Below are 14,412 nucleotides of genomic sequence, written 5' to 3' on the forward strand. Positions count from 1 at the left end.
CACGTAATACTGACCCTAGAGTCATTGAATAAAACGAGAGCTTTATCATCTTAGTCGCTTTCATCTGCAGTCCTGAATGTCCAAGAGAAACTCTCGTCATCATCCCTATGGCAAATGTCCCTAGGGCCCCGACGTAAAGGCCGTGAAAGATAGCTCTACCTTGATCTAATAAATCTATAAATGAGCCTAGCGATGCTAGTAGAAAGTATATATTAAGCCAAATATGGCCTATATATAGAATCCATAACATAGGAATTGAAGTTATTTCTTTTACATAAAGCCTCTTCATTCTGATACTAAGTAATATAAAGCAAGCTAATGAAGTTATAGAAGTAATAATGCTTAAAGATCCTATTGTCGCTAAAGTCATGATTAAGGAAGTCAGAACTATAGACAGGTCAAATTTCATATTCTGATTAAGACTTGTATTTAATTTTGAATTTACAAAGAAAGGGATTAACTTACCTGAAAAAATAATCAAAAACGAAGAGATAACAAATGAAGCGGCAGTATATGTGCTCTCAATAACCATGTCTAATTCGTTTATTGCTGCATGGATAAAGCTTACCTGACATGCGAGAAAAATAGTCAGAAGTGACAAAATTACAAAAACATTCTTGTTTCCCTTCAACGTTATAAATACTTTGAGCATTAGTAATATGATTATACTTATTGAAGAAATATATAGAGTGCTAACTGAGTACTGATATATGAAGAGTGCTCTTGTTAATAACCATAAAAGTGTCAGTGTGATAATCCATATGGGGGTAACTGGAGATTTCTTTGCCCACTTAGGAGCGGCCGTAAGTATAAATCCAGAAAGAAGCGCAGTAGTGAACCCAAAAATCATCTCATTAGCATGCCAGTAGTTAACCAACATTAAGTTTTCACTCAAAAAGTAACCATTAACGATGATTCCTACAAAGTACATTGGCACTAAAATTGCGCTTAGGGCGGCGAGTGTAAAAAATGATCGAAATGGTAGCTTAAAAAAGTTCATAAAGTACTTCATTATTACAGAGTCAACGGTTTTTCTTTGTTTATTATTTATACGACTAGTATAAAAGATTATCAATAACTTAGTAATCCAATAATACCTGATAATTACTACTTAATGAGCAATTACTGGAGATTAAATGAAGATATTTTTACTCTTACTTATAACTATTTCATCTACTTTTGCAGAAATGGGAACGATTAGAGGGACACTATCTAAATCCTCTAATGAAATACTTTTAGCGTCTAAAGATAAAACTAGAGTCGTTGAGATAAGCAAAGAATTTGAGTTTACTCTTGATGAAAAAATTTTAAATTCACCAAATTATGTTTTTGAGTTTAGTGGAGATATCACTTCCAATAAAGTTGTTACTTCTGAAGCGCCAGTTATTGTTGCTGGTAATAGTGAACTTGTAGGAACACTTAAAAGAAGTGAAGATGGTGAACTGTATATTAATGATCAGAAAGTTAAGTTTGGAAGAACTAAGAAGATTTATAATATAAGTTTTGATGATAAGTCTAAAGCGTCTTTTGTTGGAAAAAGTATTGTTGCCCAAGGTAGTTACGACGAAAATTATTTTGTTATGAATGCAATTGTACAAAATGACTTACTATCTGCTGATTCTCAATCTGAATTTGATGTACCTCAAGGGTTCAAATCAAACCCTGAAGAATTCATTATTGAAGATATGGCAAAGAATATTAATTCTCAATCAACAAAGCCTTATAGAGCATCACTTTTTGAATCTAAGAAGGAAGTATATCCTGGAGAGTCTGTTTTAATAATAACTTTCAGTGGTAGGCAGGGCGATGCTCCTGGAGCTGCTGGTGGTCACTTCACTGTTGGAAATGGTATAGTTCAAGATGATATGTCTATAAAAGGTGAGGTTTCTAATTTCTATTTTGAGGGCCCAAAGGAAGTATTAGCTGGTAACACTGATTTAGTTAGCTACTTTGGACACTTTATTCAAGGACAACAAAACTATAGACCAACCTTTACTTTATTTGTATACGGAGTTTCAAAAGATAAGCTCAAGTATATAAGAGATTATCTTGAAGTCGAAAATCACAAAGCTAGAACACTTAAAGGTTTAGAAATAACTCCCGGCTACAACTGCACGACAACTTCTAATGATGCTCTTGCTAAAGTTGGAATTAAGGGAGCACATAAGAACTTTTTTAACTCTCTTTTAGATATTCAAAATTTAGCTCTAGTAAATCCACTTGGTATTGGTGCACGTCATGCAGGTACAGAGGGAACTTTAAATACAATTAGAACTGTTAGCTACGCTTTAAGAGAGGATCCTGAACACTATATTCCTCGTCCAGCATTCAACGCTTACGTAAAGCAATTTTCGTCTAAGAGAAAGAATAGAAAGCTTGGCGTTAAAAGAGTAGATTACCTTTTTATGCCTCAGACTCCTTCTGCAAGACCAGTTGGTGGAATGTCTTATGATCAACCAATTAAAGAGGGAAAGAAGATTGTAGACTACGATAAAAAGCGTGAGGCACGAATAGCAAAAGAAAATAAGGCCAAGCAGACTTTAGAGAGTGCTAGCTCGACTCCTGAGCAACGCGAGTGGGCGAAAGAAGTTATCAATAATGCAGTTCCTTACGCTGAAGATATGCGAAGAGTTAAAGAATTTTTAAATAAAACGATAGATTAGACAATAGAGCGCTCATATCCTATGATGCCCCTTTAAAAAAATAGGGAGTATTTATGAGCGTTGATTGGAATAAAGTCAGCTACGTGCTGGGTCAACAAATAGGAAGTGACTTTAAGGAGCAGGGAATAACTGTAGAATTAGAGGCCTTCTTCAAGTCTTTTGAGAAAGCATTCAACGGTGAGCCATCTGAGCTTACTGGACCAGAAATGCAAGAAACTATGCAGAGCTTTCAAGCTTACATGCAAAGTAAACAAGCAGAAAAAATGGAAAAAGAAGCTACTTTAAATCTTAAAGAGGGATCTGAATTCTTAGCAAATAATGCAAAAGAAGAAGGAATCAAAACTCTTGAGAGTGGTCTTCAGTACCGTGTTTTAACTGAAGGTAGTGGTAAAACTCCTTCAAACACTGACACTGTAGAAGCTCACTACGAAGGTAAGCTGATTAATGGAAGCGTATTTGATTCTTCTTATCAAAGAGGTCAAACAATAGACTTCCCAGTAAATGGTGTTATTCCAGGTTGGACAGAAGCACTTCAATTAATGAGTGAAGGTTCTAAGTGGCAACTATTTATTCCTGCTAACCTAGCTTACGGTGAAGCTGGATCTCCTCCAGTTATTCCACCAAACTCAACTCTATTATTTGATGTAGAGCTTGTTTCAGTAAAGTAATTTATTAAGTGCAATACTCACTTTTATAGTGAGTATTGTAACTTTTTCCTCATCTAAGTATCTGTATTCACGGTAACACTTCTTTTTGTTTAGTATCTCTTACATTTTAATAAATGAACTGCTAGGATGCGTTAATTTCTAAAATAGGCAAACGCCTAGCAGCAATGAGAGACGCGTATGAGAATATTTTCATTGATTATCACACTTATGTTTTTAAGTGGGTGTGGCACTAAGAATGAAATTCAACCCGCTCCAGTAGTCGGCAATTTGAACACTGAAGAAGTGGTTAAGCTAGTTGAACGCTCTAGCTATGATAAAAGCATCGAGGTTGGAAACTTTGTTGAGTATGAAGTTCCAAAAGTTATCAGTATTTCTACTAAAAGAAAGTGTAGCTACTTCATTCGAACTAGAGTGTATATCAGCTCTCTTGATATACCCGGTGACTCAATCGAATTGACAATTACAAAGACTGAGCGTTCAAGCCAAAGAAATAGTCGACAGTGCCCAAGTACTTTTGGCGTAAATGAAACCACCCTTAAAACTTACTCCCTTAGGAAATTGACTAATACTTTTAGAAAGAGAATTGCTACTTCTACCTCTCCTGAAGAGCTGTGTAGCAGTATTAATCATTGTAAAAGTGCCTCAAAGGTAAGCTCTAAAAAGGGTAACTATAAAGGGATAGTAAGTACTTACTACGTATTAGATTTTGAATTACTCTCTGGGGAGAAATTTAGAAAAAGCTCTTGGGTTGCAACTGATAACCTATTTCTAAATAATTTTTCTTACAATATTAAAAATAAGAAAAAGAGCGAAATTATTGATTTTAAAAGAGCGTTAGACTTTTCTATGACTAACACTGATTAAAATCTATTGCTTAAGCTCTCGTTTGACTGGTCAAACTTAAGGATTGAGTGTAAAATTTTTAAATTGTTAATCAATCAGATTTTTTATATAACTTTCTCATCGCATTATTATAGGAGAATTAGTGTTTAGCATAACTAGAGATAAATCGTTTCAAATAAGCCTCGGCTTTGCTTTAGCGATGCATGCTCTTGTATTATTTAACGCTAAGTCCGCTCCAGTCACTGTACAATCCGAAGTTTCAATCTCTAACTCAGAAGCAAAGCTTAAATTAAATATGCTTAAAAGAGTTACTAAGAAGCCAATTCAGAAAAAAAAGCTAGTAAAGAAGTCTAAGAAGTTAGTGGCAAAGAAAGAAGTTGTTATTGAGCAAGAGGTGACTAAGCCTCAGGCCGCAATCATGAAAACAAAGGTTAATAAAGAAAGTATGCATGCTCCTAAGCCTCGCTATCCAAGAATGGCCATTAAAAGAGGTATTGAAGGAAGTGTTGTTGTAAAAATTCTTATTAATGAACTTGGTCATCCTTACGAGGTGAGCGTTTTAAAAAGTTCCGGTTTTAAAGTTCTTGATGAGGCTGCCAAAAAAACTGCAATGCAATGGAAGTTCTCTCCAGCACTAGTTGATGGGAAGGCCGTAAAGTCTCAAAATCATCAACCATTTGTATTCTCACTTCAGAATATCTAGACTAACTATTCATTAAAAACTTTAGTAAAGCCCTCCTGCTGACGTGCGGCGTAGGAAGATTTGTCCCTATGTGAAGAGTCTTACAACTTTATTTTTTACTTAGACTGAGATGTCTCGATCCATTCTCACTGTATTTCTTTGAAACACCCATTAATTCTAGCATCTTTAGCTATAAACAGATCAAAAGTAGACTGACACTTCTATGTTTATTAGTTATAATCGGTACTTAAAAAATTTTATAAGAAGGTGACTGAAATGGCCGAAGAAAACACTGAAGTGGTCAAAACTAACTTCATAAGAAGTATTATTGAAAAAGATCTCGAGTCGGGAAAAAATGGAGCTAGAGTAATTACTAGATTTCCTCCTGAGCCAAATGGTTATCTACATATTGGTCATGCGAAATCTATCTGCTTAAACTTTGGACTTGCAAAGTCATACGCTAGTGACAGTGTTAAAGCTGAGTGTCACTTAAGATTTGATGATACTAACCCTGAAAAAGAAGATATTGAATATATTGACTCCATTCAGGAAGACGTAAAGTGGCTTGGATATGATTGGGGAGAAAATCTTTTCTACGCATCTGACTACTTCGATAAAATGTATGAATACGCTATCAAGTTAATTAAAATGGATAAGGCCTATATTTGTGAACTCTCACCTGAAGAGGCAAGAGAGTACAGAGGATCTCTGACAGAACCTGGAAAAGATAGTCCTTTTAGAAATAGAGACTCTGCTGAAAGCTTAGGTCTTTTTGAAAAAATGAAAAATGGAGAGATTGAGCAAGGAAAGATGGTTCTTCGCTTAAAGATAGATATGAGCTCTCCAAATATCAATCTTAGAGATCCTATTATTTATAGAATTAAAAAAGCTCATCATCCAAAGACTGGTGATAAGTGGAATATCTATCCAATCTATGACTTCGCTCATTGTATCGAAGATTCAATAGAAGACATTACTCACTCTATCTGTACTCTTGAGTTTGAAGATAGAAGACCACTATATAATTGGGTTTTAGAAACTCTTGGAACAGAGTCTCATCCTCAGCAAATTGAATTCTCAAGACTAAACCTTGAGTACACAATTATGTCTAAGAGATATCTTAAGCAATTAGTCGATGAAAATCATGTTCTTGGTTGGGATGATCCTAGGATGCCGACAATCTCAGGAATGAGAAGACGTGGTTATCTACCAGAGAGCTTAAGAAACTTCTGTGAACAAATTGGTGTAACGAAGAAAGATGGAACAATTGCAATGTCTACTTTAGAGACAAATGTAAGAGATAGCTTAGGACCAGTGACTCCAAGAGTTTTTGGTGTACTAGATCCACTTAAAGTTGTTATTACAAATTGGGATGAAGGCGTTCAAGAAATTGAGTGCGCTTACCATCCGCAAGATGAAGCTTATGGAACTCGTAAAGTTCCATTCACAAAAGAGCTTTATATTGAGCGTGATGACTTTAAAGAAGAAGCAAATAGAAAATTCTTTAGACTAAAAACAGGTGGATCAGTAAGGCTTAAGTTTGCTTATGTGATTACTTGTGACGAAGTTATTAAAGATGATAGTGGTGAAATTGTAGAACTTAGATGTACTTACCATAAAGATACTTTTGCTGGCGTCACTCCCGAGGGAATGAAGAAAGTAAAAGGAATTATCAATTGGGTTTCTGCCTCTGAAAATTTAGAAATAGAGTGTAGGTTGTACGATCGACTATTTACAGTTCCAAACCCTATGAGCAATAAAGACAAGTCTTTCATTGAAAGTATAAACCCTGACTCTCTTAAAGTTATAAAAACATATGTTGAAAGAAGTTTAAAAACTGCAAAAGTAGAAGAAAGGTATCAGTTTGAAAGACAGGGCTACTTTGTCGTTGATAAAGATTCAACTGCTGAACAGAAAGTATTCAATAGAATTATTACTCTTAAAGATACTTGGGCAAAAATAGAAGAAGAAAATAAAGAAAACTAAAAAGGAAATAAGTTATGACAGTAAGAGTAAGGTTTGCTCCATCACCAACAGGATACCTCCATATTGGTGGCGCTAGAACAGCACTATATAGTTACCTCTTTGCAAAAGCGAAGGGTGGAAAATATATTCTAAGAGTTGAAGACACTGACTTAGAGAGATCTAAAAGAGAGTTTGAAGAGGCCCAAATTGCTGATCTTCTATGGCTAGGGATTGAGCACGACGAAGGACCTGATAAAGGTGGAGATTTTGGACCATACAGACAGTCTGAAAGAATGCAGATCTATAAAGACATCGCTTGGGACTTTGTAGGACGAGGCCTAGCTTATCCTTGTTTTCTAACGAGTGAAGAGTTAGAGACACTAACTGAAAAAGCAAATGAAGAAAAGAAAGCCCCACATGCTTACCATGGAAAGTATAGAGACTTAGATCCTGCTGAAGCTAAGAAGAGAGTTGACGCTGGTGAAGAGCATGTTATTCGTTTTAAAAATCCAGGTAAGAAATGGACATTCACTGACCTAGTTAGAGGAGAAGTTACTTTTCCTGAAGATATGGTTGGAGACTTTGTTATCATCCGTTCAAATGGAATGCCTGTTTATAATTTCTGCTGTGTTGTAGATGATCATCAAATGGGAATGACTCATGTATTTAGAGCAGAAGAGCATTTAAATAATACTTGTCGCCAACTTCAGATTTATGAAGCACTAGAGGCAACACCTCCTGAGTTTGCTCACGTATCTTTACTATGTGGTGAAGATAGACAAAAGCTTTCTAAGCGTCACGGTGCTACTTCTGTAACTCAATATAAAGAAATGGGCTACCTACCTAAAGCTATAAATAATTACTTAACTTTACTTGGTTGGTCTCACCCTGATGAGACGGATATTTTTGATGTCTTAGAGCTTGGTGAAGTTTTTGACTACACAAGATTTTCTAAAGCATCAGCAATGTATGACATTAAGAAGCTAAACTTCTTCAATGAGCAATGGCTTAGAAAACTAAGTGATAAAGAAATATCTGAAGGCTTTGAAACAACTCTTGGAGCTGATAGTGATTTCTCTAAACAAACACCTGAGTGGAAAGAGAAGTTTGCTGCTCTTATGAAAGAGAAGGTTCAACTCTTTAGTGACATTAAAGAATTTATGCCAATCTTCTTTGATGCAGGTGCAGATGAAGATGACCAGTATAACGAGGCCATCGCTTGGGAGACGACTCCACAAGTTAAAGAGTATTTAAAAACTCAAGTAGACGCACTATCAAGTGACTTTATTACTGAAGATCAAGTTGGAGAGTGGATGAACTACTTAAAGAAAGAATTAAAGATTAAAGGAAAGCCATTATTTATGGGAATGAGAGTATGTCTTACAGGACGAGCTCACGGACCAGATTTAAAAACTGTAGTGGCCCTAACACCAATTGCAATTGTAAAAGAAAGGTTGAAGTAGAATGAAGTTTTTTGACGAATTAAAAGCACGTGGAGTTATCGATGCTCTTTCTCATGAAGAGGAACTTGAAAAAAAGTTTAACGAGGGCGGGATGTCTTTTTACTGTGGCTATGATCCAACAGCAAAGTCTCTTCAATTAGGAAACCTTTTTACAATTGTAACTTGTATGCGTTTTCAAAAAGCAGGTCATAAACCATATATGCTTGTTGGTGGTGCCACAGGAATGATTGGTGATCCATCTGGTAAGAGTGAGGAAAGAAACTTATTAGATATGGATACTCTAAATGAAAATATTGAGGCGATTAAAAATCAATTGGCCCAATTCGTTAGCTTTGAAGGTGGAGAGAACTCTGCTGTATTAGTTAATAATGCTGATTGGTGGTCAGGTCTAGGTTTTTTAGAATTTCTAAGAACAATTGGTAAAAGATTTAGAGTAAATGAAATGCTTAATAAGGATTCTGTTAAGTCTAGAATCGAAAGTGATGCGGGGATCTCTTTAACAGAGTTTTCTTATCAGGTTCTTCAAGCATATGATTACGTTACTTTAAATAAGAAGCATGATGTATCTCTTCAAATTGGTGGTTCTGATCAATGGGGAAATATGACTGCAGGAACAGATTTAACGAGAAAAATGAATCAAAACCAAGTGTATTGCATGACTATGCCACTTGTTACTGATCAAAATGGAAATAAATTTGGTAAGTCTGCTGGAAATGCTGTCTTCTTATCAGCTTCAATGACTTCTCCTTACAAAATGTATCAATTTCTATTGAATCAAGACGACGCAATTGTAGATGCACTACTTAAGTATTATACATTTCTAACTCTTGAGGAGATTGCAGAGCTTAAGTCTAAGACTGAAGCAGAACCACATCTAAGACTTGCTCAAAAAGCACTAGCTGAGAACGTAACAAAACTTGTTCATGGACAAGAGGGACTAGACTCAGCGCTTAGAGCGACGAAGTTCTTCTTTGGTGAGAAGATTGAAAACGTATCAGATGCTGATGTTGCTTCAATTTTTGAAGATACGCCTTCAGTAGAGCTTTCAAGTGAGCTTTTAAACGATGGTAGCGTTATAGAAATGCTTTCGGAGACACCACTATTTAAAAGTAAAAAAGAGGTGAGAAGAGCAGTTGATCAAAAAGGTATTTATATAAATAATATCGCCATTGAGGGAGCTGACCAGACTCTTTCAAAATCTGATCTTGCTAGTGAGACAGCTCTTGTGCTCAGAAAAGGTAAGAAGAACTACTGTGTAGTTAAATTCATATAATCTCTATGGCCACAGAAATGTGGCCATAAATTTCAAGAAAAAAATCATTATTCCGATAAATTAGTAAAATTTAATTTAGGTGGAATATGTCTAGTTTTAATCAAGATTTATTAAATGAAAACTTCGGTGATGATAAAGAAATCCTTGAAGAATTAGTGACTCTTTTTATTCAAGAAGCTCCTGGTATGATTGCCCCAATTAAGGTCGCAATAGACTCTAATGAGAGCTCTGATTTACGTTTATATGCACATACTTTTAAAGGTGCTGTGGGGAATTTCTTTGCTGAAAAATGTGTAGAGTATTCTTCTGAATTAGAGCAGATGGGAAAGAGTGGAACAATTGATACTGATCGTGCTAAAGAACTCCTATCTAGTCTAGAGGCTGAATTAGAAGTGCTTTCGAAGGATTTAAAAGAATTTGTTTCGTGAAAAGTGGGCAAAAAAAATCGACGATTGCAGATCATCCTGTTGCCATCGTCGACTTATAGTGCTCATTATTTTTTTTGTCTCTGCTTGATATTTATTCTAACCTCGGCCACTATTTTTTAAAAGGAAAAACTTCATTCTTTTCGTTTTTTATTTTTACGAATTTTTCCAAATCTTGGTAAGTGTTCGTTATTAAAAACATACCATTTTTTCTGTTTATTATTGGTTAAAAATACTCGGGTTAATTTATTTCTTAGATGAAAGACTTTGTATGATTTCTTGGTAAGAATTGATCCCTTTGAGCCCGTCATTTATTATTTTTTTATATTTCTCTAGTAACTTTTTATCACTTTGTTTAACTCTTTGTGTTTCTACTCTTACAGCTTCAATGGATGTGAGTGTATCCTCAATCATTGTTCCCTTTACAAGGCTAGCAAGCATAGATTTAGGTTTTACTAGGCTGTGATATGCCATCAGAGTTTTTCCGTTGTATAGTTTAAACTCAGCACTACCTGTAACGGCCTCTGCACTCTCTGAAGTAATCATCCACCACTTTGCTGAATATTCCGATTCTGAGACTCTCTTAAAGTCACTGGCATGTGTGTAGTGCGAATTTGATAGTGGCCACGGTAGCTCCATCTCATATTTTGTATAAACTTCAGTAGGAGTCTTATGTTCAATTGGAGTGGAGGCAATTACATTTGGTAGGTAGTTCTTTTGATGATCGAGCGCCAAAAATATTGCTAGTGACTCTAGAGGTGTTGCGTCGATTAATTGATAGATATGAATCTTTGGCCATGGGCCTGACTCCACATTCTCTTTGTAAAGTATCTGCTTTCCAGACTCAAGAGCTGGAATGTCTTCTTTTCTTATGACTGCTTGCGTAATAATTGTGTTTAATAAAAGACATAAGGTAAGAAAAATTTTCACTATTTGTATCCAGTTTTTAGTATTTGTTGAACAAAGTCATTTCAAAGAAGCAACAGATTTACAAGCTCTATATTTTCTGGCAATTAAAATATACATATTCCAATTTTTAAGGCCCGCTATGAAAAGCTATAATTCAATAAGAATTTTCAAAAATCCTATACTTGAAGCATGTACACATGTTCATCCAATTATTCCACTTCTATTGTGGATGCCAGTAGCTATTTACTGGGGGATAAATGGACAGGCCACTTATAGTCTATCTCTTGTAGAAATGATTTCTTGGTATGCTATCGGATTACTCGTTTGGACATTTACTGAATACATTCTTCATCGCTACATGTTTCACTTTCCTGCAAAGGGACCTTTAGGGAAGAGATTTGTATTCCTTTTTCATGGTCTTCATCATGATGACCCCAATGACCCTACAAGGCTTGTAATGCCTCCTGTACCTGCGATAATTATAATGGCGCTATTGTATGGTTTCTTTTCACTATTCGTTCCAGGAAGGTATTTAGAGGTCTTTATGTCCTCATTTGTTATCGGATACCTTTGTTATGATTATATTCACTACGCAACTCACCACTTTAAGATGACAGGGAAGATTGGTAGATACCTGAAAAAGTTTCATCTACAACATCACTTTAGACATGAAAAAGCGAAGTATGGAGTAAGCTCTCCACTATGGGATATCATTTTTAGAACTATGACAGGTCCTAAAGAAGAGGAACATTAAGAGATGTTTAAGATACCAACTTTAAATGTATTCCTCCTGGCCCTATTTTTCAACTTCTCAACTCAGGCCGAAATAGGTGAATCTTTCTGGAAGGATTTGAGAACTTCAGTTAACTGGTTAGTAGAAGGCTCTGTAGAGCAATTTAAAACTAAGAGTAACTTATACTATCTAGGAGCAGCAGCTCCTGTAACTTGGTATGCCTTTGAAAAAGATCAGGACAATTTGGAAAGTGCTAGAACTAAGGGGAAAGCACCAAGACATATAAGACTTGCTGGAGACTTTGGAGTTGTTCTTAGTTTTCCAGTTGTACATGCTGGTTTTTATACCTATGGGAGAAAGTACGGCAATGAGAAAGCTGTTCAATTTGCAATGGAGTACGCTTCTTCAATGTACTTGGCCTTAATTGAGTCAGGAGTATTGAGCTTTGTTCAAATACATGAAAGACCAGATAGGGAAAATTTAAGTTCTTGGGAAACTGGCTTTAGAGGTAACTCATCTTTTCCTTCGGGCCATGTTATTCCATTCTATGGACTGTTCTTTAAAACATTACAATTCTATGGGCCATACTGGGCAGTAGCACCAGCTATTCTCTCTGTCTGGGCCGCAAAACAAAGAGTTCGCTCTGCACGTCACTACACTTCAGATGTAGTGGGCTCATTCTTCTTAATGGCATTTGCGTCAGAAGGCGTTAGGAAAGTGGCAAAGTATAAGAATAACCACCCATTTTATAAATGGGCATTTGAGCACGATGCAACTTTATCATTGATTAGGCACGATGGTGCCTATGGACCTGGTGTGGTTTGGAACTTTTAAAAAGTTATAGCCAATTTCTTTTTTTATAATCTTCAAATGTTCCTGAAATAGTTCTCTCAAGGTTCCAGTTATATTGCTGGGACAGTAGAGATGTCGACTTTCCAGACTTACAAGTCCAGGCCTTTGGGAGCAGTTCATTTACTTTATCAGGCGTTAGTCTAATATCAATATTCATAAACTTAGAAAGAAAACCTATCTGAAATGCAATCATTCTTATAATAGGAGAAGGAATCCTTAAGTTGAATAAGAATTTCTTATTTGCCTGCTTTTTGATTTCATTATAAAGCTGACCAGTTGTAATAACACTAGGGTGAGAGCTAAAGAAGATTTCAGGTAATTCAAAATCATTTTCTAGTGTTTTAGTTATCGTTTCAATTAAGTCGTAGACACATACAAAGCTATATTCATTATTTGCGCCATCTAATCCTGCTGTCACTATGAATGAGCTATTAACCATTTTAAAAATATCTAATACAGCTGGATCTCGAGGCCCTATGACCATTGGAGGTCTCACTATCGCAACACTCCAAGTGCTTGGTGATAGTTCTTTGGTAAACCTTTCTGCTAACTTCTTTGAGCGCCCATAATCACTTACTGGTTCAGGAATATCTTCTTCAGACTTCTTATGTCCTCTTTCTGAAGGTCCTGCTCCTGCTAGAGAAGAGATTAGTGTGAACTTAAGGTCTTGGTAATTTTCTCTTAAATCTAAAATTAATCTCTGTGTCGCTAAAGCATTCACTGAATAGAAGTCTTGTTTCTTCATAGAGTGAACAATTCCTGCAGTATGAATAACCGCATCTAGTTTCTCTGGAAGTTGGTCTATCCATGAATTTGGCTCTGTTGAAGAGAGTGAACCTGTAATATATGTACCAGGAACATTGAACTCCTTGGCCTTAGTAGTGTTTCTTACAAGACCAAAAACATTGTGTCCTTTTTCTGTAAGTAACTCACATAGGTGAGAGCCGACAAATCCTGTTGCACCAGTAATTAGAATATTCATTATAAGTTCTTTGAAAAGATTCTATAAGTTTTGTAAGGCTTGGCCCCCATTCTTAAAAGTGGCTTATTCATATTGAGGTTGTCTTCAAGTATCCAACTCATCTCAACTTCATTGTAGCCAGCATCTAGTCCAAGTTGCTTAGTCTTAGTGTAGAGAATTGATTCAAGCCCAAGCTTTCTATAGTTACTCTTTACACCCATTGTGAGGACTCTCATTCGAGTCATGTATTTCTTGGCATTTAATAATTTTAAAATACCAAATGGTAGTAATTTACCGTTTGGTATTTGCTTAAAGGCCTGATTAATATCTGGTAGTGCTAGGATAAAACCAGCTGGTTTTCCCGCCACTTCACAGATAAGAAGTAGGTTAGGGTCCACGATTGATTTCATATCTTTACAAGTGTGTTCCCACTCTTCTTTAAGCATTGGGATAAATCCCCAGTTCTTCTCCCAAGCATCATTGTAAATGTCCCAGAGGATATCTGTTTCATTCTTCCAATCTTTCATATTTACTTTTCTGTAAGTAATTTTATTAGACTTTTCTGCTCTGGCCGAAATTTTTTCTATCACTTCTGGCATTTGGAAATTTAGATCAAGCTGATAGGCGAGTAAGTCTTTAGACTTTTTATAACCTAGCGATTCAGTGAGAACCTTGTGATAAGGATTGTTGTAAGTCATCATCACTTGAGGATCATCATCAAAACCTTTGATTAGTGTCCCCACTGCGTAATTTGTTGAAGGATTCGCAGGGCCTCGCATTTCTGTTTTTCCCTCTGATTTTAAATACTCTTCAGCAACAGTAAATAGTTCCTTAAAGACTTCAGTATCTTCTACTGCTTCAAAAAAACCATAGAATCCAATGTTTTCACCATGGAATTCATTGTGTTTATTATTTATTATGGCCTGAATACGACCTACATCTTGTCCATCTTTAACTGCAATCCAAGATTTAATC

General features: G+C 35.8%; 14 protein-coding genes. 10 read left to right on the top strand and 4 right to left on the bottom strand.

The window, feature by feature from the left end:
• A partial coding sequence (locus ABX784_RS10720; protein ID WP_372655034.1) for an NnrS family protein occupies nucleotides 1-1,000 on the bottom strand: 1,000 nt, incomplete at its 3' end.
• A gap of 136 nt (nucleotides 1,001-1,136) precedes the next feature.
• Here ABX784_RS10720 and ABX784_RS10725 point away from each other — a divergent pair.
• The 8 genes from ABX784_RS10725 (at nucleotide 1,137) to ABX784_RS10760 (ending at nucleotide 9,985) form a co-directional block, all read left to right on the top strand.
• Nucleotides 1,137-2,663: a hypothetical protein gene (locus tag ABX784_RS10725; RefSeq protein WP_372655035.1), complete on the top strand. Its 1,527-nt coding sequence runs from the start codon at nucleotides 1,137-1,139 to the stop codon at nucleotides 2,661-2,663.
• Nucleotides 2,664-2,716: 53 nt separating this feature from the next.
• Nucleotides 2,717-3,331, top strand: coding sequence for an FKBP-type peptidyl-prolyl cis-trans isomerase (locus ABX784_RS10730; protein ID WP_372655036.1), 615 nt, complete (start codon nucleotides 2,717-2,719; stop codon nucleotides 3,329-3,331).
• 177 nt (nucleotides 3,332-3,508) lie between these two features.
• Nucleotides 3,509-4,195: a hypothetical protein gene (locus tag ABX784_RS10735; protein WP_372655037.1), complete on the top strand. Its 687-nt coding sequence runs from the start codon at nucleotides 3,509-3,511 to the stop codon at nucleotides 4,193-4,195.
• Nucleotides 4,196-4,316: 121 nt separating this feature from the next.
• Nucleotides 4,317-4,877, top strand: coding sequence for an energy transducer TonB (locus tag ABX784_RS10740; RefSeq protein WP_372655038.1), 561 nt, complete (start codon nucleotides 4,317-4,319; stop codon nucleotides 4,875-4,877).
• 255 nt (nucleotides 4,878-5,132) lie between these two features.
• A complete protein-coding gene (locus tag ABX784_RS10745) occupies nucleotides 5,133-6,842 on the top strand; it encodes a glutamine--tRNA ligase/YqeY domain fusion protein (protein ID WP_372655039.1) in 1,710 nt (569 codons plus the stop codon).
• Between the two features lie 14 nt (nucleotides 6,843-6,856).
• Nucleotides 6,857-8,284, top strand: coding sequence for a glutamate--tRNA ligase (gene gltX, locus ABX784_RS10750; RefSeq protein WP_372655040.1), 1,428 nt, complete (start codon nucleotides 6,857-6,859; stop codon nucleotides 8,282-8,284).
• A gap of 1 nt (nucleotide 8,285) precedes the next feature.
• Nucleotides 8,286-9,557, top strand: a complete 1,272-nt coding sequence (gene tyrS, locus ABX784_RS10755; protein WP_372655041.1) for a tyrosine--tRNA ligase — start codon at nucleotides 8,286-8,288, stop codon at nucleotides 9,555-9,557.
• 86 nt (nucleotides 9,558-9,643) lie between these two features.
• Nucleotides 9,644-9,985 carry an Hpt domain-containing protein gene (locus ABX784_RS10760; protein ID WP_372655042.1) on the top strand — a complete coding sequence of 114 codons (342 nt, stop codon included), beginning with the start codon at nucleotides 9,644-9,646 and terminating at the stop codon, nucleotides 9,983-9,985.
• Nucleotides 9,986-10,228: 243 nt separating this feature from the next.
• Here ABX784_RS10760 and ABX784_RS10765 read toward each other — a convergent pair whose 3' ends face one another.
• Nucleotides 10,229-10,912 carry a hypothetical protein gene (locus ABX784_RS10765; RefSeq protein WP_372655043.1) on the bottom strand — a complete coding sequence of 228 codons (684 nt, stop codon included), beginning with the start codon at nucleotides 10,910-10,912 and terminating at the stop codon, nucleotides 10,229-10,231.
• 118 nt (nucleotides 10,913-11,030) lie between these two features.
• On the opposite strand from ABX784_RS10765, the gene ABX784_RS10770 reads away from it, so the two are divergent.
• Together ABX784_RS10770 and ABX784_RS10775 are read left to right on the top strand one after the other, a co-directional pair.
• Nucleotides 11,031-11,645 (top strand): sterol desaturase family protein, encoded by a 615-nt coding sequence (locus ABX784_RS10770; RefSeq protein ID WP_372655044.1) that lies wholly within the window; start codon nucleotides 11,031-11,033, stop codon nucleotides 11,643-11,645.
• A 3-nt stretch (nucleotides 11,646-11,648) separates the two neighbouring features.
• On the top strand, nucleotides 11,649-12,458 hold the full coding sequence (locus tag ABX784_RS10775) for a phosphatase PAP2 family protein (RefSeq protein ID WP_372655045.1): 810 nt from the start codon (nucleotides 11,649-11,651) through the stop codon (nucleotides 12,456-12,458).
• Between the two features lie 4 nt (nucleotides 12,459-12,462).
• On the opposite strand, the gene ABX784_RS10780 is transcribed toward ABX784_RS10775, so the two are convergent.
• Together ABX784_RS10780 and ABX784_RS10785 are read right to left on the bottom strand one after the other, a co-directional pair.
• A complete protein-coding gene (locus tag ABX784_RS10780; RefSeq protein WP_372655046.1) occupies nucleotides 12,463-13,458 on the bottom strand; it encodes an NAD-dependent epimerase/dehydratase family protein in 996 nt (331 codons plus the stop codon).
• A partial coding sequence (locus ABX784_RS10785; RefSeq protein WP_372655047.1) for an N-acetyltransferase occupies nucleotides 13,458-14,412 on the bottom strand: 955 nt, incomplete at its 5' end. The genes ABX784_RS10780 and ABX784_RS10785, both read right to left, overlap by 1 nt.

This window comes from Halobacteriovorax sp., from assembly GCF_041587335.1.
Classification (GTDB): Bacteria; Bdellovibrionota; Bacteriovoracia; order Bacteriovoracales; family Bacteriovoracaceae; genus Halobacteriovorax.

Coding starts and splice junctions, on each gene's coding strand:
- ABX784_RS10725 (WP_372655035.1), top strand. CDS start 1,137: ATGAAGATATTTTTACTCTTACTTATAACTATTTCATCTACTTTTGCA.
- ABX784_RS10730 (WP_372655036.1), top strand. CDS start 2,717: ATGAGCGTTGATTGGAATAAAGTCAGCTACGTGCTGGGTCAACAAATA.
- ABX784_RS10735 (WP_372655037.1), top strand. CDS start 3,509: ATGAGAATATTTTCATTGATTATCACACTTATGTTTTTAAGTGGGTGT.
- ABX784_RS10745 (WP_372655039.1), top strand. CDS start 5,133: ATGGCCGAAGAAAACACTGAAGTGGTCAAAACTAACTTCATAAGAAGT.
- gltX (WP_372655040.1), top strand. CDS start 6,857: ATGACAGTAAGAGTAAGGTTTGCTCCATCACCAACAGGATACCTCCAT.
- tyrS (WP_372655041.1), top strand. CDS start 8,286: ATGAAGTTTTTTGACGAATTAAAAGCACGTGGAGTTATCGATGCTCTT.
- ABX784_RS10760 (WP_372655042.1), top strand. CDS start 9,644: ATGTCTAGTTTTAATCAAGATTTATTAAATGAAAACTTCGGTGATGAT.
- ABX784_RS10770 (WP_372655044.1), top strand. CDS start 11,031: ATGAAAAGCTATAATTCAATAAGAATTTTCAAAAATCCTATACTTGAA.
- ABX784_RS10775 (WP_372655045.1), top strand. CDS start 11,649: ATGTTTAAGATACCAACTTTAAATGTATTCCTCCTGGCCCTATTTTTC.
- ABX784_RS10780 (WP_372655046.1), bottom strand. CDS start 13,458: ATGAATATTCTAATTACTGGTGCAACAGGATTTGTCGGCTCTCACCTA.